Here is a 26,550-nt window from a genome sequence, read left to right as displayed (position 1 = left end):
TCGCCAAATTCTCCCTTAGTTAAATCTCAAGGTCTTTAATTGTTGCTGAATTTGTATTTCTAGATTTTTACCCTCATCAAAAAGTGCGGTCAAATCTGCATTAAATTCTGCCATACGTTTTTCAAATTCCTCAATAGAAATATCTACATAATCAATTTTCACATCAAAATACTGACCGGCTGAAAAACTATAATTTTTGGCGATAATGTCGTCATAAGATACAACTACAGAAAAATCTTCTTCCGCTTTTTTCTGGTTAAATACATCCACAATACGTTGCTCTTCCTCTTTGGATAATACTGTTTTCTGATTTTTGCCTTCTTTAATTTTCTCACCTAAATTGCTTGCATCAATCAATACTACATTCTCTTTATTTGCACGATCTAAAAATAGAATCGATACATTCGTCCCAGTAGTGGCAAAAATATTAGAGGGCATAGAAATTACTCCCGCTAACATTTTATTTTCTACCAAATGCTCACGAATTTTTCGATCAATTCCAGATTGTGCAGTGATAAAACCTGTTGGCAAAACGATAGCGGCTTTTCCATTCTCTTTTAATGAATAAATAATATGCTGCAAAAAAAGCTGGTAAATCGCCATACTTTCTTTTTTTGTTTTAGGCACCTTCGGCACCCCAGCAAAAAAGCGAGGTTTGTGAGCTGAAGTACTAAGCACTTCGCGATCTTCACTAAAATCAAGTTTAAATGGTGGATTGGACACAACATACTCAAATCGACGCAATCTCTCACCTTCTTTATGATAAGGATGTGTCATGGTATTACCTTGCACCACATTTGGAATACTCGCCACCAAGTTATTTAAGATTAAATTTAAACGCAGAAGATTGGAGGATTTTTGCGAAATATCTTGCGTAAAAATTGTACATTTATCTTCCCCAATCGCATGAGCAATATTCATTAATAGCGTACCTGAACCCGCAGAAGGATCATAACAGGTCACGTTTTGAATCTTTCCACGTTCAGCTTCCGGTACTAAAATCGCCGCCATAATACGCGCTACGGAATGTGGCGTATAATACTCCGCATATTTACCGCCTGAGTTGGTGTTGTAATCCTTAATGAGATATTCAAAAATCGTGGCATAAAAATCAAATTTTTGATTAAAGATATGCTCAAAACTAAATTCCACCAGCTTATTAATAATAGCGCGACAAAATGCATCGCGTTTAGAAGGATCTGCAATATATTGGCTTAAACGCTCAAACAAATTAATTTTTGCCCCTCCTTCTGTTTTCACTGAGAAGATCGATTCATTTTCTATTGCAATATCAATTAAAGTTTTATCAAAAATCGTAGCAAAATCATCCTGAGTGGATTGACCAAATAATGTGCTGATAAACTGTGATGGTTTCAAAATGGCAGTATCAGCATTTAAACCCATTGTCAGAAATTCAAAATCATCGGCACTTTTTTCAGTTAAAACCCTCTCCCAATTTTCAGCTTCTGCCAATTCCGGATCTCGCTTTTTAATTTCAAATGCAAACTTGTCATTTAAAAATTTATACAAGAACACTTGTGTAATAATTTTAAATTCATTGCCATCATTACCTAATCCATAGTTCGCACAAATGGCCTTTAGGCTATCAATAAGTTCTTTTGTTTTAAGTTGAAAATCTTGTTCTGTCATTTTGTTTCTCAGTTACTAATTAGCGCTGACATATTCATCAACAATCAATTTATTCAATCTCTTAATAGCTTGCACATCTAATGGTAGATGATATTCATCGGTAAGCTTAACAAGCTGTCTCAAACTTTCTTTTTCAAAATAGGTCTGTGCCGTTTGAATTGATTGCCCTTGATTCAATACAAATTGATCATTACTAAATTTAATTTGCTTCAAACCATTCACAAAATCTAACTGACTTGCTTTTAAGCCAAAATCTTTAATGCCCTGTTTAAATACTCGAACAAACTTGGCATCGCCTTCAAATTTAGAAGCTAGGCGGGCATTTTCAGCGTTCATTCGTCGTACCTTAGTCTCAATTTCTTTCAAAATATGAATGTGCTCCTGCATTTCTGCTTGGCTTACCGATTTTACATTACGGCTCTCAAACAAACGCTTTAATTCATCCAACAACAAGACATATTCCGGATCTTTTGGATCAATATTCTGCGCCATTTCTTCACGGGTTTTACGCATTTGAGTTTGCAAGCTATCCACTAATCTCAATTCCGCTTCGCCTTTTTTATGGAAGGTGAAATAAATATTTTCCAAAGCTTCCTTTAGCACACCCTGCATATCGCCATCGTCCATGCGCTCCATTAAATTTATCGCACCTAATCTGTCCATTACTTGTTGATAAAGCAAATTCAATTGCGCAAATGGAAGCCTGCCTAATTGTGATTTATCTGAAATGGCAAGTTGATTATAAAGATTTTTTGCCAGCTCTAACGTTCGTTTTAATTCCAACAGTTTAGGTTTTTCATCAATATCATCAATTTCTTGGCGGAAAATTTCAGCATTCTCAGTAGTAAAAACAGATAACACATTGTTAATAGCTTTAATATCGGCATCAATTTCTTCTTGTGATTTAAACAATTGCGAATAATACTCTGCTTCATCACCCAGTTCCATTTGCAATTCGGCTTGATAGGCTGCATTGGTTTTATCAAATTCTGACTGAATATCTGCAAAATCCACAACATAGCCAAACTCATAATCTTTATAAGTGCGATTCACACGAGTGAGAGCTTGCAATAAATTATGCTCTTTCACCACTCGTCCTAAATAAAGTTTTTTCAAACGTTTAGCATCAAATCCGGTGAGCAGCATATTGTAAACAAAAAGCATATCAATCCTGGCGGCTTTATAATCTTCCACCAAATCTTTACGGTATTGTTTATTGCCTTCATCCGATAAAATCAACGCCGCTGATTTTACTGTTCTTTTGTGTAAGAGTGTGTGCGAAGACCCAGGCTCTGCTGTTTTTCGCCAATCGCCCTCAAAGTGCGGATCATTTTCAGCAAGTTTTTCCCGATAAGCAGACAAATCTTGTTTATATTCGGCGTATTTTTCGTTAAATACAAAACTCATCATACGGGCTTGATCGCTGCTGTCGCAAATCACCATTGCACCTAATGAAGAATCATTTTTCTGTTTTCTGAATTTCTCAAAATCCTGTACAATATAATCCAACATAGGTTCCACAAAACGACGACGGCAAGTAATCGAACGCCCCTTGAAGCTACCTTTCTGAATTTTTAATTCTTCAAGCACCTTGCTTAATTCTGCTTTGTAATTACTTTCAATCTCTTCCTTAATCAATCGCAAAGTATAACCATCGGAAATGGATTGATTGTAATAATATTTGTGAATGTAATCCCCAAAGATTGCTGTTGAACCAATTCGATTTTTCGTCCCACCTAATAACGGCGTACCGGTTAAACCAATATGCACGGCACAAGGATCAGCATTAATTAAACTGGTAAGAAAACGACTGACTTCCATCACTTTATTGCCAAAACTACGATGCGCTTCATCAATGAAAAAGATGCGCTGTACGTTGATGTCATAATCTTTGGTGATGTCTGACACATCTACATTCTGGAATTTTTGAATGTTTACTATGGTAATTTCAGCTTTGCCATCCACACCGCTTAAAGCGGCATTTTCTTTCATGGCTTTGGCAAATTCCTCACGGCTATTTACCGTATTGACTTGTAAATCACGGTTTACAAATTCCCGTTTCGCTTGTTCCAGCAAATCAATTCGATCCACAATAAAATAAAATTTAGGGATCACCTGTTTGGTTTTATAAAAATCCCTCAACACATGAGTGCAATAATAAGCCAAGGCGGTTTTACCGCTGCCTTGAGTATGCCAAATAATACCTTTCTGTTTATCCGCATTTAAGTAACGCATAATCGCTTTTACGGCGAAAAGTTGCGGATAACGCATTATATGCTTTTCCAAACCAGTTGTTTCATCCACATAAACCAAGCCATATTTCAGCAAAAACAACAAGCGATCTTTGCTTAATAATGCAGTGCAAATTCGATGAGTTGGCGTATTGGGATTCAAATTAGTATTAAATTCAGCATCATATTTTAAAGTCGGTTCATTAAAATCCAATAAAATGCGGTTCAAGTCATCTTCTGAAATCTCACTTAATTGCCTATTACGCTCACGGGTTTGCTCACTCAAGACTTCTGTTTCATCTCGGAAATAATTAAATTGTACACCCTTTCTGCCTAACGTGGCATAAAATGCCCCTTGGGTTTTATACGGATCGAACTCAAGATATTCCTGATTATTGGAAAAAATCATCAACTGAATGGCATTAAGATAAGGACTGAATGCGGGCTTTTGGCAACGATATTCCATACGCTCCGCTTCTGCGCTCAAACCTTTTGGGTTATTCGGGCGTTTCACTTCTAAAAACACCAACGGTAAACCGTTAATCAGCAAAGTGATATCCGGTCGAAAATTGTCTCCCTCTTTATCACCACAGGTTAGTTCTTGCACTACGTGAAATTGATTATTCTCAATATTATCGAAATCAATCAAACGAACACCACTCGTTTGCACCAAGCGTTGATAAAAGGCTTTGCCCAAATCTTCATTTTTAAGAGAAATACTCAAATCCCTTAATTCTTGCTCAATCTCAAGTGCAGTGGAATTTGGGTTAATTTTTGCCACTGCCTGTTTAAAAATATCGGTGAAGATATTGGTTTCGATATCCCAGTTATTGTGTTTTAGGGAAAGGAATTGATAACCAAGACGACATAAATGCACTACAGCAGGCACTTGAACACGTGTTTTTTCATTAAAATGAGAAGTCATAAAATATCCTTTTTATTCCACGAAAATTTGCCCATTCATTAGCATTGGGAGAAGAAAATCTCGGAGTTGGGTGAGTTTTTGGGTTTCCTGCCCATAAACAGCTATCTTATTATTTATTGGTTCAACAATATTTTGAAATTTATCTAAAATACTATCTGCAGGATTAATCATAACTAAAGTTTCCAAATCTTTAGGATAAACATGGGGCTGAGCAGATCCTCTAGCTTGTTGATAAATATATTCTTGAATACTTTTTAAAAACTCTAAAGTGATAATTGTGCTAGCTAGGGAATCTCCTCTTATAGCAGTGCAATCACACGCCCAGATTTCCTCTCTCCAAAAATTAACAAAACCAGCATTTGCTCCTGAAGCACTAACCGTAATTGTAAATGAATCATAGTTACTTTGATCATGAAAATAAGAAAAACTAACACCAGCCGAAACAACTTTAATATTACCCTTCAAATTAGCTGTTTTTTCAGTAATTAAAACGCCTTTCTTAATTGAGACAAATTTTCCTAACTCTATACTTTCCCACCTCTTCGGTACTTCCCTTTTCAACACCTCACACCAAACCATTTCACCACCAGAGGATTTATAAGGTTTACCATTTTCATCAGGGAAATCAAATTGCACAAACCAATAATCATAAAGCTGCTTCGCCATCGATTCGAGCTTTTGGTTGATTTGTTGGTTTAGGGAGATTTTTCGATCGAGGGTGGAAAGAATATTGGCGATTTTTTGTTGTTCAATGAAATCTCGATAGGCTTTTATTTTTAAAGGGTGGAGATGATTACGGTTCATTGTAGGAACGCCCGAACCTGATTTTCTATTTCCTAAATCTAAATACTTTAAAAGATAGTAAATATACTCAACGTCATTCCCTTTGAAATCTTTTACAAAAAGAGCCGTGTTGTGCGGAAAAAAGTTTTTTCGTAGCAAATGAGGAATGCCCACCGTCCCACTTCGACCAATCGTAATTCCGGGTGCTTCAACTTTATATTCATTATGATAACCCAAAATACCATTTGAAGATTGAACAGGATATTCTCCCTCTATAAATTCGGAACGAGGCAAATCATATCCACGTTGAAATTCAATTAAATCGCCTAACTGACAAGATACTAATTTTTTCATTAAAAACATCTCTCAAACTCACCGCACTTTCACTAAAATACGATATTATTCAGCAAATGCACAAAATCGTAATTTCAATGAGTAAGGATACACTGCGTGTGTCCCTACAAAATTGTGCAACTGCGACATAATGCCGCAAAAACCTGCAAATTCTACCAATTACATTTCACCTTGCAAAATCATATTTTGCACAGACGCCCTTTGCCACCGTTCCCCCTCTTTCGGCATTGCCTTCACATCAAATTTCTCGCCGTGGAATTCAAATTCTAATCTTGCGGCGTGCAAATAAGTGCGGTCACAAAAAACAACGTTTTTTGAACGTTGGCTTTGCCAACGTCCTCGTGAGAGGTGAACAAACGAGTGATCGAGTTTGTGAATAATTTCAGCCGTGTTTTTGCCATAGAGATCATCACCTAAAATCGGGCTGCCAAGGCTTTTCATGGCGACACGCAATTGGTGGGTTTTGCCGGTTTAGGGTTTGAGGAAAAACAGGCGTAAATTCGGTTCGCAGCTGACGCTTTCGAATCGGGTAATCGCCGGATTTTCTTTGCTTTGGCAAAGTTTCCACGCACCGTTACGGGCCTTTTTCATATCACCGATAATCAAACCTTGTTTCTTTTTTGGCTTTTGATAGCTTAATGCGAGATAGGTTTTCTGAATTTTATGCTCGGCAAAAAGTCGTGAAAATTCAGCCGCACTTTCTGTATTTAAGGCAAGAATTAATAGCCCTGATGTAATTTTATCCAGTCGATGTACCAGCCAAACTTGCGGTACGCCTAATTGTTCGGCAAGCAACGTGGTTAGACCAACGTCTGAGCGGTCTTTATGCACGCTAATGCCACAAGGCTTGTAAATGATGATAAAATCCGAATGTTGTAAAAGAATATCAAGTTTCATAAGTGCGGTTAAAATCTCATGAGTTTTGAACATATTATACTGGTTTATGTCGTCCCGATAATAGTTTGGGTATCGGTAATTTCTGTTACCTTGCGTTTGCTCATAAAAAAACAAGCGGTTTCCGCCACCCTTTCTTGGTTAATGATTATTTATTTAGTTCCGGTTATCGGTGTCATTGCCTATTTAGTTTTTGGCGAGATAAAATTGGGTACAAAACGTGCCAACGCATTCAAGAAATTACACCCCAAATACAGTGAGTGGTTGACACATTTGTCACAACAATCCTCGCTTGTCAGTGTGCCAAAAAATCTACAATATCGACCGCTCTTTGATCTGAATTATCAACGCCTCGGTATTCCTTGTATTAAAGGGAATGAATTGCATATTTTAGACAACCCCGAAAGCATTATTCACAGCATTATCAAAGATATTCAACAAGCACAATATTCCATCAATATGGTGTTTTATATTTGGTCGAACAAAGGCATGGTAGAAGAAGTCAGCCAAGCCTTGTGGGATGCCAAACAGCGTGGCGTGGAAATTCGGATTTTATTGGATTCAGTGGGTAGCCGTCCTTTTCTAAAAAGCAAAGTATGTCGGGAGCTACGCAAACAGGGAATCGAAATTGTCGAAACCCTTTATGTCAATCTATTTCGGATGTTTTTTAGTCGGATTGATTTACGCCAACATCGAAAAATCATTGTCATTGACAATCAAATTTCCTACACCGGCAGTATGAATATGGTAGATCCGGCTTTTTTCAAACAAAATAGTAAAGTGGGAAATTGGGTGGATATTATGGTGCGGGTAAACGGCGCAGCTTCTGCCGTATTAAACAGTCTGCACGCTTGGGATTGGGAAATTGAAACCGGCGTTGAATTGCCGTTATCTTTACCCCACTGTCCGCTTGTGCCTATTGATGATTATGATACGCACTCTGTTCAGGTTATCGCCACAGGGCCTGCATTTCCGGACGATCTGGCACCACAAACTTTAGCCTTAGCAATTTATGCCGCCAGAGAAAGCATTGTCATCACCTCGCCCTATTTTGTACCAAGCCACAGTATTGCCGAAGCGCTACGCATTGCTGCCTTACGGGGCGTAGAGGTTTCAATTATTCTGCCAAAGAAAAATGATTCCCTTATGGTGGGATGGGCAAGCCGTATCTTTTTTGACGATCTCCTTGCTGCCGGCGTGAAAATCTATGAATTTAAAGCTGGTTTACTCCACACGAAAAGCGTTCTTATTGATAACCGGCTCACCTTAGTCGGGACAATGAACATGGATTTACGCAGTTTCTTCTTAAATTTCGAACTCGCTCTTGCCGTAGAAGATCTCACTTTTGCCAATGAAGTCTCCATTCTACATGAGAGCTATATTGCCAATTCAGACCGTCTAGACAGCGAAAAATGGCTCTCCCGACCGATTTACAATCGTATTATTGAACGCTTGTTCTTTTTGTTTAGTCCGTTGCTGTAATCTTCCTCATTAAGTTTTAAATAAAAAGAATGAGAGTAAAACAGGTTAACATTAGCTAGCCACACTAATTTTGTTTTTAAAATCCTAACACTATTTTTCCATATCTTTAAACATTGCAGGCGTAACACCCGTTTCTTTTTTAAAGACTTTGCTAAAATGAGTCAGATCAGTAAAACTAAGTTGTTCTGCAATTATCGCTATGGATAGTTCACTATGACATAATAGGCGTTTGGCTTCTAAAATACGGCGTTGTGTAATCAATGTCTTAGCATTCGTTTTACGTGCAACTTGGCAAGCACGATTTAAGCTTTTTTCACTACATACCAATTGTTCTGCATAAAATTTTACTTGATGAGCATACTGAAAATGCTGTTCAAGTAAATCTTGGAATTCATAAAATCGGTGAGAAAGTCGCGAATTATTATGGTTTTGCTGTAAATTTGTAGCGATATGGTCTAAACGGGCAATCAAAGCATAAAGCTGATAGCGTAGTAATTGAAATATGCTTTGTGCATCAGATATGCGGCTATCTTGTTGCATCTGCTGCATTTGATAAAATAACGCTGAGCTTTCTCCTTCATTTAAATAAAGTACATCAGGTAGTCGATTAAAATTCAGTGTACTTTTGCCGGACGGTAACACTTCGGAACGAAATAGCAACATCATTCCGTCCCAGTTCCTTTCATGACCGAATTGATGAGTTTGTCCCGAACGCACCAAAACAAGACTATTTTTTTGTACTTTAATTGGCTTACCATCAAGCCATTGAGTAGTGCTGCCTTCCGTGACCAAAATTAACATTTCACAGCGATAACGATAGGCTCTGATTAGATTTTTATCACTACTACGATTCATCATATCCGAAGCAGAGAATAATTCTATCGCATATTGACTGGGATCGGCAGGCCGAAAATGTAACTCCGAAATAGGATCAATTAATTTCATCAGATGTCCTTTTTGTCCCAAATATACCATAAAAATACCGTTTTCCTACCTACTGTTTATGACACTCTAACTTTATAATGCTCTCCATTCATCAAACAATATTAAGGAGTAAAAATGAGTGAATTTGGCTATACCGATGAACAAAAAATGTTAGCAGAAGAAATAATTCAATTAGAAATTAATGCATTAAACAGATGGTTTGACGGTGATGTTTCCGGCTATCGTAAGATTTGGTCAAAAACAAATTTCAGTTATTTTGATATTGCCAAGCCATTACGTATTGATAGCTATGGTGAAATTGAACCATTTTTAGATGATCTGGAAGGTAAACTATTTGCTGAAAATTATGATTTCGTCAATCCGCGTGTTCAATTCAGCAACGATAATCAAACAGGTATTTTGACTTATCAACTTCATGCCAAAACAAATTTAATTGACACACACTATAACTGTATCGAAGTTTTCCAGAAAGAAAACGGAAAATGGCAGGTTATCCATTCCTGTTGGGCAGCAATTCGTCCGATGGACTGGGATTACAGCACTATCAAAGCTGCAGCACTATCTTTTTAAGAATGACAAATAAGTGTGGAATCAGCTCGCATTGTTTTTATTTAAGGAAAAAATGAACATATCAATACGCTTAAGTAAAATAGAGCAACGTTACTCTATACAACCGGAATATTTATGGAAAACATTCCCTGATTATGCTGTATTTCGCCATCAAGACAGCCGTAAGTGGTTTGCGGTTTTAATGAAAATAGAGGCAAGTAAAATCGGCATAGACGGTAAGGGAAAAATTACAATAATTAATGTAAAAGCGAAACCTGAAGAGCTCAGTTCGCTCAGAATGATAAAAGGCGTTTATCCATTCTATCATATGAATAAAGAGCACTGGTTAAGCCTAAATCTTGCAGAAATAGATGAAATGTTATTATTTGAATTGTTGGATGAGAGTTTTGCTTTAACGTCTAAAAAATTGAAAGAGAAATAATTACAATGAATTCGTTTGTTGCTATTGACTTTGAGACAGCTAATCGGAATCTAAGTAGCGTATGCAGTATTGGTTTGGTATTTGTAGAAAATAGGCAAATCGTCGATACTTATTATCGGCTTATTCAACCCACACCTAATTTTTATAGCCGTTTTAACACACAAATTCACGGGCTAACCAAAGCGGATACGGATATTGCCCCACCATTTCCACAAATTTGGACGGAAATCCGCCCCAATTTAGCCGGGAAGGCACTGGTGGCACACAATAGTCTTTTTGACGAGAATTGTCTAAAAGCAGTGTTACAGTCATACCACTTACCGCTACACGACAACCCTTTTTTCTGTACTTGTCGTCAAGCCCGTAAAATGTTTCCGCAATTACCTAACCATAAGCTGAATACTGTCACTCGGTATCTTGGTTTTAACTTAACACACCACCATCACGCTTTAGCAGATGCTGAAGCTTGTGCATACATTGCTTTAAGGATCTTTTGTTAGGTTTTTATGTCTGTTATCTGGAATTTATGGCACGGCTGCCTAAAAGTAAGCGAAGGCTGTGCAAACTGTTATGTGTATCGCTCTGATGAAAAATTTGGACGAGATAGCCGCCAAGTATATAAAACGAAGGATTTCAATTTGCCTGTTCGAAAAATGCGAGGCGGTGGTAATAAAATTCCCTCCGGCACATTGGTTTATACTTGTTTTACCTCTGACTTTTTTGTTCAAGAAGCAGACCCTTGGCGAGAGGCTGCATGGGCAATGATACGTTATCGCAAAGATTTAACCTTTTTTCTCACAACAAAACGAGTTGAACGTATTGACGAAAATCTGCCGGAAGACTGGGGAAACGGTTATGAAAACGTTACTATTTGTTGCACGGTAGAAAGTCAAAAAGAAGCCGAACGACGCTTACCAACCTATATTTGCTTGCCGTTGAAACATAAAACCTTAATCTGCGAACCTCTACTGACTCCCATTGATTTATCACCCTATTTAACCGGTGAAATTGAACACATTATCGTTGGTGGTGAATCGGGGGAAAATGCCCGCCCTTGCAATTATGATTGGGTACTTGCTATTCGAGCTGCTTGCTCTGCCCGACAAGTATCATTTACCTTCAAGCAAACAGGCGCTAATTTTATTAAAAACGGTAAACGCTACCGGATTCCCCGTAAAATTCAACAATCTCAAGCCAAAAAGGCTGGTATCGATTTACGTTATTAGATAACCGTGTTTCATCACTATAAAACATAAAGAGCGGTCATTTTTATTCAAAATTTAAAATTTTGCTAAAACCGCTCACTCTTACTTTACCAAGATCTTTTTTATTTCTTCTTTAGCGTTTAGCGCCAGCCCCTAAAGTTGAAATAAGAATAATTTCCATATAGAATAAAACCAATTTTGTTGTTTGTTCTCGGGTAATTTGTGTTTCAACTTCAGCAAGTTTCATTTTCTATTCCCCAGCGTACCTTACTCCACCCCACAAGCCTTTCTTTTGAAAGCGGTAAGGTTTATGGGCTAATTGGGCATAACGGTTCCGGTAAATCAACATTAATCAAACTCATGGCACGACAACAATCCCTCTCAAGTGGTGATATTTTGTTAAATAATCGCTCCATTCAGCATTGGAATAATCGGGATTTTGCTAAATATGTCGCTTATTTACCACAATATTTGCCACAAGCCACTAATATGACAGCAAAAGAACTGATTGCTATGGGGCGTTATGCTTGGAATGGGTTGTTTGGACGTGAAACGGAGGCGGATAGACAAGCTGTCACCAAAGCGTTGCAACTGACCCACACCGAAAAATTTGCCGATCAATGGGTTGATACCCTTTCCGGTGGGGAACGTTCGAGAATTTGGCTTGCCATGTTATTGGCACAAGAAAGCCGGTTTTTATTACTTGACGAACCTTTAGCCGCCTTAGATATCGCTCATCAGGTCGAAGTGATGCAACTGATTCACCAACTGACCCGTGAATTGAACCTCGGCGTAATCATTGTCATTCATGACATCAACCTTGCCGCCCGTTTCTGTGATCATTTAGTCGCATTGCACAGTGGAAAATTATTAGCACAAGGCAATGCCCACCACATTGTTAATCCCGCCTCATTACAACAAATTTACGGCATTGAACTCAATGTGATCGAACACCCTGAAACCCATCGTCCTGTGAGTTTCTATTAATATGTCGAACTTCATCAAAAAAACGCTCACTATTCTGACCGCTCTTTTCGGTAACTTCCAAGTATCAGCCGGAGAACCTCAAGCAGGTTACGCTACCGTGGATTGGTCGGTGGCGGAAACATTAATTGCGCTAGGCGAACCACCGCTTGCGGTGGGCGATGTGAAAAGCTATCAAACTTGGGTGATAGAACCCAAATTGCCTAAAAACACGATTGATTTAGGTGTACGTTTACAGCCTAATGTTGAACTTATTTCAAGCTTGTCACATTCCTTAAATGCACAACCGCTAACTTTTATTCATAGTCATTTTTATGCGGTGTTAAATGATAAATTATCCGCTTACGGAAAAGTCTATAACGTGGAATTTTACAAGGAAGGAAATGCGTGGAATAACATTGTGTCGGCGACCCAAGAAATAGGCAAAATCATTGGCAAACCACAAGCCGTACAAACCCTACTTGAAAACTATGAGAAAAAAATTACCGAATATCGACCGCACTTAACGCCTTTTACTCATCGCCCGGTGGCTTTGGTGCAGTTTATTGATACACGTCATTTGCGCATTTATGGTGAAAATAGTCTGCTCGGTGCAGTAATTCAACAACTTGGCTTTCAAAACGCCTATTCACGAGAAGTGAATTATTGGGGCTTCCAAAATATCGAGATTACCGAACTGGCAAAATTGCCAAAAAATACAAAGTTTGTGGTGATCAAACCTTATCCGAATAATATCGCCTCGGCACTCACGCATAATACCTTATGGCAGCATTTACCGATGGCGAAAGAACCCTTGATTTTACCGGCTGTGTGGACATTTGGTGCCTTACCTTCTGCAGAACGCTTTATCACGATTTTTGCCAATGGCTTATTACAGGGCGGTGAAACATGGTAAATCGCGGTTTGGCTTTAACGCAGGTGTTAATCGGCATTTTCATTGTACTTACCGCTTTCTTATTGAGTGTGCAACTTCCTATTGGGCTTCGTGTTTTTGATCTTTTTCGTTTTACCGATAATCTTGATTTATTGTTAATACAAAGCTATACCCTTCCACGCATTGCCATTGCCCTACTTGCCGGAGGAAGCCTCGCCTTTGCCAGTCTCTTATTACAACAAGTAATGGGAAATCCACTCGCCTCAGACAGCACGCTTGGCATTAACAGCGGCGCACAATTCAGCCTATTTTTAGTCGCTATTTTTGCGCCGACCTTACTGGAATACGGTTCAAGCTTTATTGCTCTCGTCGGTGCGGCGCTAAGTTTATTACTGGTGATGACCCTTGCCATGCGCAAAACGATGTCACCGTTATTATTGATTTTAGCCGGGCTTGTGGTGAACCTATATTTTGGATCTTTCACCGGTATGATGATGTTGTTCTACCCTGAAGAATCACGCGGTTTGGCACAATGGGGGGCCGGCTCATTAGTACAAGAAAGTTGGCGTGACAGCCAATTATTATTGGTGCAAAGTGCGGTGAGTTTTGTCCTAATTTTTGCGTTACGCCGCCCACTCACTATTCTTGCTTTAAATGACAGTAACGCTAAAAGCCTTGGCGTACCGGTAGGAAAGCTCCGCCTTATCGGCGTAGCAGTGAGTGCTTATCTAATCGCTTCCGTTGTCAGTGCGGTGGGCATGATCGGTTTTGTGGGATTATCCGCCTCCACCATCGTACGACAACTGGAAATTCGCACCTTAACTTGGCAATTAATCTCAGCCTTTATCATCGGCGCATTGCTATTGGCGATCACCGATTTAGTCTTACAAATCATCAATTTCTACTATCAAATCAGCCTACCGACAGGTGCGGTCACCGCGTTGCTTGGCACACCGTTATTACTTTGGTTGATGTTCCGCACACTACCTCATAGCGGACATTTAACAGATTCTGTCCCTCAAAAACTTCGCCAATATCAACCGCACTTTACCCGCTTTATTATTGCCTTATTTGCGGTGAGTTTGCTTGTTGCGCTTTGTCTCGGCAAAGATGCATTCCATTCACAATGGAAATTCATCATTCCCGATAATGCCTTTGATTGGGAGATTCTTGCCTTACGTTATCCACGCGTATTGATCGCCATTTGTGCCGGAATTTTGCTTTCCGTGGCAGGTGTATTATTACAACGTTTAACCTTAAACCCGATGGCAAGCCCTGAATTACTCGGCGTATCATCAGGCGCAAGCATGGGGATTCTAGTCTTACTCTTTATTTTTTCCGCACAAGAAACGATTTGGTTTTGGCTTGCCGGTATCAGCGGTGCCTTTATTGCATTAATGATTCTAGCCACCATCAACCAACGCAATGGGATGTTGCCGGAAAAAGTATTACTAACAGGAATCAGCCTCTCCGCACTATTCGACACGCTGCAACGTCTTGCCATTGCCAGTGGCGATCCGCGCGCAAATCAACTCATCAGCTGGACTTCGGGTTCTACACAAAATACCGATCCGAATCTTGCTATACCGTTTATTTCATTAACATTAGTACTATTGACGATTAGTTTGATTTTTAGCCGTTGGTTGGATTTATTATCACTTCAAACTCCGATGGCACAAGCCCTTGGTCTGAACATCAAACGCACTCGCAGGATACTGATTATTTTTAGTGCGGTTTTGACCGCACTTGCCACACTAATGATCGGTCCATTGAGCTTTATCGGCTTACTTGTGCCACACTTAACCCATTTTTTAGGCGTGTACAAAGCACGCGCGCAACTATTACTTTCCGCCGTTCTCGGCAGTACCATTATGCTGATTGCAGATTGGATCGGACGACAAATTTTATTTCCTTATGAAATTCCCGCGGGGTTGGTTGCAACCTTAGTGGGCGGAACTTATTTCTTACTGATGATGCGAAAAGTGTAGCAACGGTATTTCCACTAAAAAGTAAAAATACCCTTGCTAATATTTTATTAACCTCAACCTTAAATTAGGAACAAAGAATGAAAAAAATCTTTATATATAGCACACTGGCAAGTGCGGTCATTTTTGCGATGAATTCTGCCTATGCCGACGAGCAAAAAGTGGAAGAATTGGATGTTATTGAAATCAGCTCCGATGCTTCACAAGAAGGTTTGGCAAAAGAATTTTCAGGCGGTCAAGTCGCCTCAGGTACCCGCGTAGGAATTTTAGGCAATAAAGCTAATTTAGAAAATCCCTTCGCTACCACAGGCTACACCAATAAATTTATTCAAGACAAGCAAGCGCGTAGCGTCGCAGATGTGTTGAAAAACGATCCCAATATACGTGTTGCCCGTGGTTTTGGGAACTTCCAAGAAAGCTATTTTATGCGTGGTTTTATTACTAACTCCGACGATATTTTATATAACGGCTTATACGGTTTATTACCGCGCCAATATATTGCTTCCGAAATGTTTGAACGCGTAGAAGTTCAACGGGGCGCTTCCGCTTTCTTAAATGGTGCGGCTCCGAGCGGTGGTTCGATTGGTGGTACCATTGCTTTAATGCCAAAAAGAGCCCCATCGGAAGATCTCAATCGTTTAAACATCGGTATTTCAAGCAATGAACGTACTAATGTGGGTGCAGATGTTTCTCGTCGTTTTGGCGATAGCAAAGAATTTGGTGTGCGTTTAAATGCTGCACATACAGAAGGTGAAAGTGCCATTGATAACGATAAAGCACGCAATACCGTATTCCATTTAGGATTAGACTGGAAAGGTGAAAAAGCACGGATTTCCGCCGATCTAGGCTATCAAAAAAATCATCTAAGCAGCCCTCGCCCAAGTGTGACTTTAGCCGGCACAGTCACCGAAGTACCTTCTGCGCCAAAAGCAACAAGCAACTGGGGACAACACTGGACTTATTCGGAAGAACGTGATGTTTTCGGTACATTACGTGCAGAATATGATTTCTTACCTAACTTCACCGGTTATGCCGCTTACGGTTTCCACGATGGTAAAGAAAGCAATGTACTCGCCAACTTAACGGTTCGTGACAACAATGGGAATGGCACAGAATACCGTTTTGATAATACTCGTCGTAATATTATTCACACCGGTGAAGTAGGTTTAAAAGGCAACTTTGAAACCGCTTCGGTAGGTCATGAGTGGACATTAAACATAAACCGCTATCAGGAAAAACGTAAAAATGCTTATGTGATGGACTGGCAAAATGCTTTTGCCACTAATATTTATTCGCCGATTTACCTTGATGGTATCGCTTACTCACCAAATGCATTACGAGGCAATGATCTAGGTTCACCGGCATTAACGAATCGCGTAGTGCTTACCAGCGTAGCATTAGCGGACACCTTATCTTTCTTAGATAAAACGTTACAAGTGACATTAGGCGCTCGCTGGCAACAACTTTCCACCAAAGACTTTGCTTATAATACCGGCGTACAATCGGCAAGCTATAAAGAAGCAAGAATTACGCCAAGTATGGGCATTGTTTATCGCTTTACGCCGGAACTTTCCGTTTATGGAAACTATATTGAAAACTTAGCACAAGGTGGTTCTGCGCCAAGCCCAGCAATCAACCAAGGCGAAACGCTTAAACCTTATGTATCCAAACAAAAAGAAATCGGTGTGAAATATGAATCGCAAAACGGATTCGGCGCAAGCCTCGCACTCTTCAGCACAGAAAAACCACGTGGCTATTTAGGAGCCAATAATTTCTATACGACTAAAGGCAAAGATCGCCATAATGGCGCGGAAATTAATATATATGGTCAAGTTGCGCAAAACATACGTTTACTTGGTGGAGTTACCCTCCTACAAGCTAAACAACGTGACACCGGCTCATCAACAACTGAGGGTAAATACACCATTGGCGTGCCGAAATTCCAAGGTAATTTAGGGCTTGAATATGATGTCAAAGCAATTGACGGCTTAACCCTTGAGTCCCGTCTCACCTATACCGCCTCAAGCTATGCAAATGCGCAAAACACGTTGAAAGTAAAAGGTTGGACACGTGTGGATGTGGGCGCACGTTATATTGCTATAATTGGCAATACTCCGGTAACTTTACGCGCGCGTTTGGATAACCTCACCAACAAAAAATACTGGGAATCAGTCGGTGGCTATCCGAATTACGGATACTTAGTTTCAGGTGCACCACGTACTTTATCAGTGAGTGCCACGATTGATTTTTAATTAAAAACAAAAATGCGCGTTATCTTGTCAAATAACGCGCATTTTCTTTCTCACAGCAATTCCTTTTCCTTCACTTTCTTACTCAATACCACTTCTTTTATTGTGGTTAAAAGCTCTTTTTGAATATGAGATAACTTAGGTTTTTCAGCAGATTGAAATGCAAGCGGGCGACAAAACTCCATCGCTTTAATTCCTAAACGGGCAGTGAGCAAACCTACCCCGATACCTTGTGCCGCACGGGCGGAAAGTTTCGCCGTAATATCTTGCGAAAGCCAATCCATACCTACCTCTTGCACCAGTTCGGTGACACCGGCAAAGGCAATATTGATTAACACCATACGCAATAAACGAATACGGGCAAGATAGCCAAGTTCAATACCATAAATGCCTGCAATTTTGTTGATTAATCGAAGATTTCGCCAAGCAACAAAGAACATATCCACTAACGAAAGCGGACTAATCGCCACCACTACGGCAGATTCCGCCGCCATTTTGCTAATCAATTTTTTCGCTTTGTTATCAAAAGGTTTCAATACGTTTTGACTAAATAATTGTGCCACCTCTTGTGCGGAATAAGCGTCATTCAAGCTGCTGTGCCATTGAACAATAGCTGGCGATTGCTCATCTAATTGCAGACCTTTTGCCATTTCTAAGCAAAGTTTTTTACCTTGTTCACCATCAGCTGCAAAAACATCCGCGTTTTTGACCACACTTTTCTGCCAGAGTAACCGACTTTGTTGCTGTAATTTTTCACGTTTTTTCAGATAGACTAAACGCCGCCATTCCCCCACAATCTCTTTCACACCAAACAGCACCACAACCAAACTGACAAGGGAAAAGACGAAATAAATCCATTGTTGATTTTGAAAACTTGTTAAAATCCACTGTACCGATTGAGCGACAATTGCCACACCAAATAAAAGTGCGGTCAATTTCAACAGCCTTTTCCAACCTTTTGATTTTGGTTTCATTGCCTGATTAAATTGTTCGTCAAGCCATTCCCCTTCTAAAGGTTCATCTTCAATGGTTTCCACATCAGTAAATTCTTGTTTTGACTGGAAACTTTCTGCTAAAGGTTCATCATATTGGTTGAAAATTTGCTTTTCCATTATAAAATACGTCCTATTTCTTATTCTTGGTCATCATATTGAGACATGACGATGACACTCACATTCACCATAAATATCCACATGACAATACAAACTAAAATTTCATTCCCAACTTACGTCCAAATGTATCCCTATTCAAAAGACCGCCCATTAGCAAAACAATTACGTGAAAGACTTCGCTATTATGCCTATACATTAATGTTCCGCAAACAATGTCATCAACTCATTGAATTTCTCAATAAAAATACACAATGGCAACCACTTTTTAAGCAAGATTATTATCGTTTTAATCCGCTTTTAACCACTTATTGCGATAAACGTTTTTCCGCGCCGCAACGTTTTAGTGCAATCACACAGCATTTACAACTTGCCGAAGAAAAATGGGGCTTGCCGTTCTGCTCTGCCTTACTTAAGGAGCAAGTTGTTTTGTTGAGCCAATTAACTGACGATCTTTCTCTCAATTTAAGTTTAAACTTTATCGATCCTTTTGAAGGTTATTTTGCCCTGAATATTCGCAATAAAAATGATGAACGCATCTATGATGCCTCATTTACTTTTTTATCACCAAATCAATTGCTGATTGCCTCTATGCAGGGCCCTCGCCATGGAAATTCACAGGAATTAATCAAACAAGCCACGAAAGATTTACAGGGTATTCGCCCAATGTTTATGTTGATGCATGCATTCCGTGAGTTGGCGAAACATTGGCAATGTGATTTGGTCGGTATTCCACATAAATTTCAAGGTAAATATCGCCTCTCCGCACGAAGTAAAATCTTGTTTAACTACGATGAATTTTGGCAAGAAAACCAAGGCATTTATCAAGATCGTTATTGGCAACTCCCCCTTAATATTGAACGCAAACCCTTAGAAGACATTGCCAGTAAAAAACGCTCAATGTATCGTAAACGTTACGAAATGCTGGATCGACTGACCTCTGAGATTGCAATCCATTTTAGCTAACCTAATCAAACCGATCCCCTAGCAAAAATTGTAACACGGCATCCATGCGCAAATGGGGGATCGCCTCACCTTGTTCAAGGGGTTGCGGATCAAAACTGTCAAAGTCAAACAGCACCGGTTTTCCTTCCTTTTCCGTCAAGTGCGGTTGATTTTGCCAAAATTCTTGGCTTGGTAATTTGCTCGGCACACTGCCCGGATAAAGGGTAATCCATCGCTTATCTTTGCTCCGAACGCCTTGAACCGCTTTCATCTGTTTACCGTTTTGATTGACGATCACTTGTTTCGTTGCACGAATTGCGGCAATTGCCGTGTATTCCGTTTCGATGCCTTCAAATTCCACATGGCGACCGCCTTCTTGAACCAATTGCCGCATTAGGCTCACTAAATTCGGCATTTGGTCAGTGGTAATATGATCCGCCTTCGTCGCAATAAACATCAATTTATCAATCCGTGGAGAAAATAAACGGTTCAGAAAATGCCGTTTACCATAATGAAAATTTTTGAATAACTGATTTAACCCCGTCTGCATCTCTAAAAAAGCTTGTCGGCTATGATTCAGCGGTGTTAAGCAATCCGCCAGAATCACTTGGCGGTCAAATGTCGAAAAATAATTTTCATAAAACCCTTTCACAATACGATTGCGATAATAATCATAGCGTTTATTCAATACGGCAAAATAGCTATTTGGTTTTGCCTCTTTTTTAAGGCTTCTCCATTGCTCTTGTGTAAGATGCAATAAAGGGAAAAACTGCAATACCGGTGCGCCTTCCAGCTCCCCCGCTAAAACAAACCGTCCCGGCTGAATAAATTGCATCCCCTGTGCTTTACATTGATGAAGATACGCCGTGTAAATGTTTGCCAGTTTTGCTAAAACATCTTCATTAACGACCGCACTTAAATCTAATTTTTTTATCTCATCCAACCAAGGTTGGGCAAGCTCCGCCCGCATTCCTTGATGAATTTGCTTTTGTTCTAAGGACCATTGTTCAAAATCCAAATGCAACAAAGGCAAATCAAGTAGCCACTCACCCGGATAATCAAAAATATCTAAATACAATGTTCCCCGTTCTTTCACATGGCGAAGTAAACCGGTTTGACGCTGAAAACGAATAGCAAGGCGTGTTTCACTCACCCCTCGTGTCGATTGACACCATTGTGGCGGTTGTTGAGAAAGTGCATTAAGATTCGCTTCGTAATCAAAACGAGGCACACTCAAATCTTGTTGCGGAACACGCTTGACGGCAATAATTGTGCCGTTCCCCGCTGCTTCAAATAATGGCAAGTGATTCCTTGAGGTTTGATTAACGGATAACAGTTGATTAATAAGACTGGTAATGAAAGCCGTTTTACCACTGCGACTTAACCCGGTTACCGCAAGGCGTAAAGTGCGGTCAAATCCGCGATTAATTAGTTGGTTGATTTCTTTTGGGAATATGTTAAACATTCAATAGCCTAGCCATTTTTACCAATATATCTTACAATTTGCGACATAATTTACCATAACGCACACACTATGTTACGCCGAAATCTGACATTTTTTTGCTTCTTGCTAAATATGGGCTTGTTTATACAAGTTCAAGCTGCACCGCGTGTGCCGGAAAGTTTAACAGAAAACGGGTTAATTTATTGCACCAATGTATCGGGTTTTTCTTTCAATCCGCAAACGGCAGATGCCGGTACCAGTATGAATGTAGTGACAGAACAAATTTATAATAAGCTGTTTGAAATCAAAAATCACAGTGCAACCGTTACCCCCTCTTTAGCGGTATCTTATTCCACTTCATCCGATGGTAAGGCGATTTTAATTAATCTCCGTAAAGGGGTAAAATTTCACCATACGCCATGGTTTACGCCAACCCGTGATTTTAATGCAGAAGACGTGGTATTTTCCATCAACCGTGTACTCGGGCATGACACCTATTTGCCCATTTTAGATCAAGAGGATCCTGAGCATGATAAAAATCCACAGTACCGAATATTTCATGAACAGGCGAAAAAAGTACGCTTTCCTTATTTTGATAGCATAAAATTAAACCAAAAAATAAAATCCATTACTGCGATCAATCCTTACCAAGTAAAAATTGAACTATTTGAGCCGGATTCCTCTATCTTGTCGCATCTTGCCAGCCAATATGCGATTATTTTCTCGCAAGAATATGCCTATCAATTAAATGCAGACAATAATCTCGCACAATTGGATACCCACCCTGTCGGCACAGGACCTTATCAGGTTAAAAACTATGTGTATAATCAATATGTTAGACTATTACGCAATGATAATTATTGGAACAAGGATGCCAAAATTAAACATATTTTGGTTGATTTATCCACCGAACGAACCAGTCGGCTTATCAAATTTTTCAACAATGAATGCCAAATTGCCGCTTATCCGGAAGTGAGTCAATTAGGCTTGTTACACGGTAATGACGAACGTTATTATTTACAATCGACAGATGGAATGAATCTTTCCTATCTTGCGTTTAATTTTAATAAACCCCTTATGCAAAATGAGCAAATTCGCCAAGCGATTTCTCAAAGTATTAACCGAGCACGCATTGTACGCAATATTTATCACAACACGGCTACCGTGGCGAATAATATCATCCCGAATATTTCTTGGGCATCAACTGTAAATACACCGGAATTTGAGTTTGATTATTCCCCCAAACAGGCGAAAAATAGCCTATCCGGCAAAAATCTTCATCTCAATATGTGGGTATTAAATGAAGAACAGGTGTACAATCCCTCCCCATTAAAAACGGCGGAACTAATTAAATGGGATTTGGCTCAAGCCGGTGTAGAGGTAAAAGTGCGGTCGGTGACTCGAGTATTTTTACTTGATCAACTCGCTAAGAAAACCGAGGATTACGATATGATCCTTACAGGTTGGCTTACCGAAAATTTAGATCCCGATGGTTTTATGCGCCCGCTTTTGAGCTGCGATACCAAAGATGACATCACAAATTTGTCCAATTGGTGCAATCCTAAATTTAATCAGTTTATGGATAATGCGCTTTCCAATACAAGATTACAAGAACGCGCTAGAAACTATAATCTTGCCCAAGATTTAGTGCTAAGAGAATTACCGATTGTGCCCATTGCCAGCGCTAAACGCTTTTTAGTGGCAAACAGAAAAGTGAAAGGCGTGCAAATGAGTCCTTTCGGTAGTATGCATTTTTCGACACTCTATTTTGAGAAGGAGAAAAAATAATGTTGTGGTCAGCGCTACGCCATCTCCTTTGGGTCTGCTTATTATTGTTTATTTTAACTTTACTTAGCTTTGCTATTTTAATGCGTGATCCGCTTAATTCAGCCCTTATCACAAATGGCATTTATAGTGCTTATTTTCACTATCTTAGCGCCCTGTTACAGGGAGATTTTGGTATTACCTACAACGGCGGGCAATCTTTAAAATCACTGATTTTTACCGTATTACCCCCCACATTAGAACTCTGTTTTAGTGCGCTTTTACTTGCCTTTATTTTAAGTATTCCTCTTGGGATTCTAAGTGCGGTTAATAATCAGGGTGTTTTTTCAAAGAGCTTACAAAACCTCTCTTATATGGGATTATCTATCCCTGTTTTTTGGCTCGCACCGATCCTACTTTATGCGGCAGCAATTTACGGTTGGGAAATCTCCGCCACCGGACAATATAATTTGCTCTATGAAATCGAACCGATTACTGGGTTTCCGGTGATTGATGTATGGTTTGTAGATGCGCCTTATCGTATAAAGATTATTCAAAATGTGTTGCAACATTTAGCCTTGCCTACACTTATTTTATGTATTTTGCCCACTATGGAAATTATCCGAATTATTCAACAGCGTGCAGAGTATATTTTGCAACAAAATTACGCCAAAGCAGCACTCACCCGTGGTTGGTCAAAATGGAAAATTTTGCAACAATATGTTTTTCGTAATACCGTTCCTTTGCTGGTGCCGCAGATTACACACGTATTCACATTGGTTATCACACAATGTATGTTGGTGGAAACGGTTCTTGGTTGGCCGGGTATTGGGCGTTGGCTGATTGATGCCGTAACCCATCAAGACTACAACAGTATTTCAGCAGGTGTGATTGCACTGGGAATTTGTATTATCACCCTTGATACATTGGCAAAAATCCTGATGTTTATTCTCGATCCATTTAATAAGAAAGGTTGGTATGCTAGATAAAGAACCTGATGAATTTCGTGAAAGTACATCAATTTATCAAATTTGGTTACAGTTTCGTAAAAACCGTATTGCCTTATTCAGCTTTTATTTATTTTTTCTGTTAACTTTAACCGCTCTTTTCGCCCCTTTTATCGCCCCATATAGCGATAGTATGGAGTTTGCCGGACAAGAATTAATGCCCCCCTCTTGGGTAGAAAAAGGACAAATTGCTTTTTTCTTCGGCACTGATGATCTGGCTCGAGATGTACTAAGTCGAGTGATTATGGGTACGCGTTATACTCTTGGTTCTTCGCTCATTGTCGTCTTTCTCGTGGCAATCATCGGTGGAGCGTTAGGAGTTTTAGCAGGAATGTCAGGTGGGATTAAAGCACGTTTCCTCGGACATATTTTTGATGCGTTTCTATCAATTCCTATTTTGTTAATTGCCATCATTATCTCGACCTTTATGGAACCCAGTTTAATGAATGCAATGGTATCAACCGTATTGGCTGTGCTACCTTATTTCATTCACACCATATACCAAGCAATTCAGCAAGAACTAAAAAAAGAATATGTGATCATTCTAAAACTTGATGGTATTTCCAACATTGAATTGTTGCGTAGCACTATTTTGCCAAATATTACCGCTACCTATATTCAAGAAATTTCACGTGCGTTTGTCATTACCATTTTGGATATTACCGCCCTGAGCTTTATTTCCCTTGGAGCACAGCGCCCGATGCCTGAATGGGGCGCCATGATTAAAGACTCGTTAGAACTTCTCTATCTTGCACCTTGGACGGTATTGCTGCCCGGTTTTGCAATTATTATCACTATTTTATTAAGTATTTTATTTACTAACGGTTTATGTAAAGCCATCAATCAATATTATCAATAATTATGGTACTACTGGATATTCGTAATCTAAGCATTGAAATTAAAACACCAAACGGACAAATTAAAATCGTTGACGGAGTGAATTTGACCCTAAATTCAGGTGAGATTTTAGGGTTAGTGGGTGAATCCGGTTCGGGAAAAAGTTTGATTGCAAAAGTCATTGCAAATTCAATAAAAGAAGATTGGATTATCACTGCGGAGCGTTTTCGTTTTAATGATGTAGAACTCTTAAAACTATCACCGACACAACGCAGAAAGCTCATTGGGAAAGAAGTTTCGATGGTTTTTCAAGATCCGCTTACTTGTTTAGATCCCAGCAAAAAGGTGGGGAAACAGCTGATTCAAAGCATTCCAAACTGGACATACCGAGGAAAATGGTGGAATTGGTTCGGCTGGAAAAAACGACGGGCCATTGAACTATTACATCGTGTCGGAATTAAAGATCATCAAGGAATTATGGCAAGCTATCCTAATGATCTCACAGAAGGTGAAGGTCAAAAAGTGATGATCGCAATCGCTGTGGCGAACCAACCCCGTTTATTAATTGCTGATGAACCGACCAATACGTTAGAATCTATCACTGCGAATCAAGTTTTCCGTTTGCTTTCCAGTATGAATCAAAATCAGGGAACAAGTATTCTTCTAGCAAGCAATGACATTCGTAGCATTAGCGATCTTTGCCACACAATGTCTGTGCTGTATTGCGGTCAAAATGCTGAATCGGCACCGACTCAAACATTGTTGGAATCGCCACATCATCCTTATACGCAAGCATTAATTCATTTTGTACCGGATTTTACCGAACCTCTTGGTTTTAAAACAAAATTGGGCACATTAGAAGGTACAGTACCACTTTTAGAACAGATGCCGATGGGCTGTCGCTTTGGACCTCGCTGCCCGTTTTCACAAAAAGAATGCATGCAAAAACCTGCCCGCTATCGTATCAAACAGCAGGAGTTTTCCTGCCATTTTCCAATTAATCTTAGAGAAAAACGTTTAAAGGAAACATTGGCCAATTCACCGCTAACATTATCCACCGAGCCAAACAAGGAATAATTTATGCCATTATTGGAAGTCATTGAATTATCTAAAACCTTTAATGATCCTACCCGTTGGTTTGGTTCAAGTATGTTTAATGCCGTAGAAAGAGTGAGTTTTAATCTCGAAAAAAAACAAACTCTCGCGATTATCGGTAAAAATGGTTCGGGAAAATCGACCTTAGTCAAAATGATTGCTGGTATGATAAAGCCGACTTCAGGCGAGATAAAATTTAAGGGCACCACGCTTAATTTTGAAGATTCACACTATCGAACCCAACATATTCGTATGGTATTCCAAGATGTAAATTCCGCATTCAATCCTCGCCAAAATATTGGACAAATCTTAGATACGCCTCTTCGTTTAACAACAGATTGGGATGAAGAAACCCGCAATCAAAAAATTTTTAAAACCCTCCGAATGGTGGGGCTTTATCCCGATTATACGAATTTAAAAATTAAGAATCTTTCCGCGAGTCAAAAACAACGGGTAGCGCTAGCCCGAGCATTTATCTTAGAACCGGAAATTATTATTGTAGATGATACTTTCAGCTCGCTTGATTCATCTGTTCGTGCCCAACTGATGAATCTTTCTCTTGATCTTCAAGCCCACCTCGGTGTTGCTTATATTTATGTAGGACAAGATTTGGGATTGATTAAACACATTGCAGATAATGTATTAGTGATGGATGAAGGGAAAATGATTGAATACGGTAATCCAAAAGATCTCTTTTGTCACCCTCAAACGACTATAACAAAACGTTTGGTAGAAAGTCATTTTGGTCGATTACTTGATGAAAGTTCATGGGTTCGTCCGACTATGGATGATTGATT

Annotated in this window: 21 protein-coding genes and 1 pseudogene; 15 read left to right on the top strand and 7 right to left on the bottom strand. The window is 39.5% G+C overall.

Features of this window, described 5'->3' with window-relative positions:
* Nucleotides 1-15: 15 nt before the first annotated feature.
* The 4 genes and pseudogenes from BKK47_RS08680 to BKK47_RS08665 all read right to left on the bottom strand — a co-directional run bounded on the left by BKK47_RS08680 (nucleotide 16) and on the right by BKK47_RS08665 (nucleotide 6,840).
* Nucleotides 16-1,650 (bottom strand): HsdM family class I SAM-dependent methyltransferase, encoded by a 1,635-nt coding sequence (locus tag BKK47_RS08680; protein ID WP_077494465.1) that lies wholly within the window; start codon nucleotides 1,648-1,650, stop codon nucleotides 16-18.
* Nucleotides 1,651-1,665: 15 nt separating this feature from the next.
* Nucleotides 1,666-4,806 carry a type I restriction endonuclease subunit R gene (locus BKK47_RS08675; RefSeq protein ID WP_077494464.1) on the bottom strand — a complete coding sequence of 1,047 codons (3,141 nt, stop codon included), beginning with the start codon at nucleotides 4,804-4,806 and terminating at the stop codon, nucleotides 1,666-1,668.
* 12 nt (nucleotides 4,807-4,818) lie between these two features.
* On the bottom strand, nucleotides 4,819-5,943 hold the full coding sequence (locus BKK47_RS08670; RefSeq protein WP_077494463.1) for a restriction endonuclease subunit S: 1,125 nt from the start codon (nucleotides 5,941-5,943) through the stop codon (nucleotides 4,819-4,821).
* Between the two features lie 159 nt (nucleotides 5,944-6,102).
* Nucleotides 6,103-6,840: pseudogene (locus tag BKK47_RS08665) on the bottom strand (TIGR01621 family pseudouridine synthase).
* Between the two features lie 18 nt (nucleotides 6,841-6,858).
* On the opposite strand from BKK47_RS08665, the gene cls reads away from it, so the two are divergent.
* Nucleotides 6,859-8,319, top strand: a complete 1,461-nt coding sequence (cls, locus tag BKK47_RS08660) for a cardiolipin synthase (protein WP_077494462.1) — start codon at nucleotides 6,859-6,861, stop codon at nucleotides 8,317-8,319.
* Nucleotides 8,320-8,409: 90 nt separating this feature from the next.
* On the opposite strand, the gene BKK47_RS08655 is transcribed toward cls, so the two are convergent.
* Entirely contained in the window at nucleotides 8,410-9,264 is an 855-nt protein-coding gene (locus BKK47_RS08655; protein WP_158074758.1) for an AraC family transcriptional regulator, read from the bottom strand.
* 114 nt (nucleotides 9,265-9,378) lie between these two features.
* On the opposite strand from BKK47_RS08655, the gene BKK47_RS08650 reads away from it, so the two are divergent.
* From BKK47_RS08650 to BKK47_RS08615, 8 genes are all read left to right on the top strand, one after another.
* Complete coding sequence (locus BKK47_RS08650; protein WP_077494460.1) at nucleotides 9,379-9,834, top strand: nuclear transport factor 2 family protein; 456 nt, start codon at nucleotides 9,379-9,381, stop codon at nucleotides 9,832-9,834.
* Between the two features lie 52 nt (nucleotides 9,835-9,886).
* Nucleotides 9,887-10,255, top strand: a complete 369-nt coding sequence (locus BKK47_RS08645) for an MmcQ/YjbR family DNA-binding protein (RefSeq protein ID WP_077494459.1) — start codon at nucleotides 9,887-9,889, stop codon at nucleotides 10,253-10,255.
* 5 nt (nucleotides 10,256-10,260) lie between these two features.
* Entirely contained in the window at nucleotides 10,261-10,755 is a 495-nt protein-coding gene (locus tag BKK47_RS08640; protein WP_077494458.1) for a 3'-5' exonuclease, read from the top strand.
* A gap of 6 nt (nucleotides 10,756-10,761) precedes the next feature.
* Nucleotides 10,762-11,481 carry a DUF5131 family protein gene (locus BKK47_RS08635; RefSeq protein WP_077494457.1) on the top strand — a complete coding sequence of 240 codons (720 nt, stop codon included), beginning with the start codon at nucleotides 10,762-10,764 and terminating at the stop codon, nucleotides 11,479-11,481.
* A gap of 201 nt (nucleotides 11,482-11,682) precedes the next feature.
* Nucleotides 11,683-12,447: an ATP-binding cassette domain-containing protein gene (locus BKK47_RS08630; RefSeq protein ID WP_077494456.1), complete on the top strand. Its 765-nt coding sequence runs from the start codon at nucleotides 11,683-11,685 to the stop codon at nucleotides 12,445-12,447.
* A gap of 1 nt (nucleotide 12,448) precedes the next feature.
* Complete coding sequence (locus BKK47_RS08625) at nucleotides 12,449-13,339, top strand: iron-siderophore ABC transporter substrate-binding protein (RefSeq protein ID WP_077494455.1); 891 nt, start codon at nucleotides 12,449-12,451, stop codon at nucleotides 13,337-13,339.
* Nucleotides 13,333-15,306 carry a Fe(3+)-hydroxamate ABC transporter permease FhuB gene (fhuB, locus tag BKK47_RS08620; protein WP_077494454.1) on the top strand — a complete coding sequence of 658 codons (1,974 nt, stop codon included), beginning with the start codon at nucleotides 13,333-13,335 and terminating at the stop codon, nucleotides 15,304-15,306. Before BKK47_RS08625 ends, fhuB begins: the two co-directional genes overlap by 7 nt.
* Before the next feature lie 77 nt (nucleotides 15,307-15,383).
* Nucleotides 15,384-17,555: a TonB-dependent receptor gene (locus tag BKK47_RS08615; RefSeq protein ID WP_077494453.1), complete on the top strand. Its 2,172-nt coding sequence runs from the start codon at nucleotides 15,384-15,386 to the stop codon at nucleotides 17,553-17,555.
* A 50-nt stretch (nucleotides 17,556-17,605) separates the two neighbouring features.
* On the opposite strand, the gene BKK47_RS08610 is transcribed toward BKK47_RS08615, so the two are convergent.
* On the bottom strand, nucleotides 17,606-18,664 hold the full coding sequence (locus tag BKK47_RS08610; RefSeq protein ID WP_077494452.1) for a TIGR01620 family protein: 1,059 nt from the start codon (nucleotides 18,662-18,664) through the stop codon (nucleotides 17,606-17,608).
* A gap of 81 nt (nucleotides 18,665-18,745) precedes the next feature.
* Here BKK47_RS08610 and BKK47_RS08605 point away from each other — a divergent pair, with 81 nt between their 5' ends.
* Entirely contained in the window at nucleotides 18,746-19,627 is an 882-nt protein-coding gene (locus BKK47_RS08605) for a VirK/YbjX family protein (protein WP_077494451.1), read from the top strand.
* Between the two features lies 1 nt (nucleotide 19,628).
* On the opposite strand, the gene BKK47_RS08600 is transcribed toward BKK47_RS08605, so the two are convergent.
* Nucleotides 19,629-21,071: a YcjX family GTP-binding protein gene (locus BKK47_RS08600; RefSeq protein ID WP_077494450.1), complete on the bottom strand. Its 1,443-nt coding sequence runs from the start codon at nucleotides 21,069-21,071 to the stop codon at nucleotides 19,629-19,631.
* A gap of 69 nt (nucleotides 21,072-21,140) precedes the next feature.
* On the opposite strand from BKK47_RS08600, the gene BKK47_RS08595 reads away from it, so the two are divergent.
* From BKK47_RS08595 to BKK47_RS08575, 5 genes are read left to right on the top strand one after another with little or no spacing between them, the layout of a single operon-like run.
* Nucleotides 21,141-22,838: an ABC transporter substrate-binding protein gene (locus BKK47_RS08595; protein ID WP_077494449.1), complete on the top strand. Its 1,698-nt coding sequence runs from the start codon at nucleotides 21,141-21,143 to the stop codon at nucleotides 22,836-22,838.
* Nucleotides 22,838-23,803, top strand: a complete 966-nt coding sequence (locus BKK47_RS08590) for an ABC transporter permease (protein ID WP_077494448.1) — start codon at nucleotides 22,838-22,840, stop codon at nucleotides 23,801-23,803. Before BKK47_RS08595 ends, BKK47_RS08590 begins: the two co-directional genes overlap by 1 nt.
* Nucleotides 23,793-24,680 (top strand): ABC transporter permease subunit, encoded by an 888-nt coding sequence (locus BKK47_RS08585; RefSeq protein WP_077494447.1) that lies wholly within the window; start codon nucleotides 23,793-23,795, stop codon nucleotides 24,678-24,680. The genes BKK47_RS08590 and BKK47_RS08585 overlap by 11 nt, the downstream gene beginning before the upstream one ends.
* Nucleotides 24,681-24,682: 2 nt before the next feature.
* Nucleotides 24,683-25,735, top strand: coding sequence for a peptide ABC transporter ATP-binding protein (locus BKK47_RS08580; RefSeq protein ID WP_077494446.1), 1,053 nt, complete (start codon nucleotides 24,683-24,685; stop codon nucleotides 25,733-25,735).
* A 3-nt stretch (nucleotides 25,736-25,738) separates the two neighbouring features.
* Nucleotides 25,739-26,548 carry a peptide ABC transporter ATP-binding protein gene (locus BKK47_RS08575; RefSeq protein ID WP_077494445.1) on the top strand — a complete coding sequence of 270 codons (810 nt, stop codon included), beginning with the start codon at nucleotides 25,739-25,741 and terminating at the stop codon, nucleotides 26,546-26,548.
* Nucleotides 26,549-26,550: the final 2 nt, after the last annotated feature.

Origin of the sequence: Rodentibacter mrazii (assembly GCF_001998825.1) — a bacterium.
In the GTDB taxonomy this organism is placed as follows: Bacteria; Pseudomonadota; Gammaproteobacteria; order Enterobacterales; family Pasteurellaceae; genus Rodentibacter; species Rodentibacter mrazii.
The sequence above is the reverse complement of the archived record's forward strand: the minus strand, read 5'-3'. Positions and strand labels throughout refer to the sequence as shown.